Source organism: Neisseria sp. HMSC055H02 (assembly GCF_001813335.1).
Lineage (GTDB): Bacteria > Pseudomonadota > Gammaproteobacteria > Burkholderiales > Neisseriaceae > Neisseria > Neisseria sicca_C.
In genome coordinates, this window is sequence record NZ_KV812078.1 from 1 (window position 1) to 287 (window position 287).

Below are 287 nucleotides of genomic sequence, written 5' to 3' on the forward strand. Positions count from 1 at the left end.
TGGAAGGACAGATGCCCCACGGAGAAATCGTGTCAGTTGTATATGATGCCCGCTATCGAGATGGGGGATTATATCTTTGACAAGGAAAAAAGAATCTCGCTATTAAAGGCAAGGGATAACGGAGTTACATTCAGCAGGGCGGATCAGTTTTTTCCAAAAAATGTCCGCTACCAATCGCACAAGCTCCCTTTCGGATTTTATGCCTCAAACAGGTTCAGTTCTTTTTACCCTTATGACTGCTGCGGTATCAAGGAAAAGTCAGAGTTGTTGAAAGCTGATTATCCGTT

1 protein-coding gene is annotated in these 287 nt (G+C 43.6%); it reads left to right on the forward strand.

Going from position 1 to position 287, the window contains the following annotated elements:
- Window positions 1–42: 42 nt before the first annotated feature.
- The coding region (locus HMPREF2907_RS13135) for a hypothetical protein (protein WP_210388582.1) at window positions 43–287 on the forward strand (245 nt) is incomplete at its 3' end.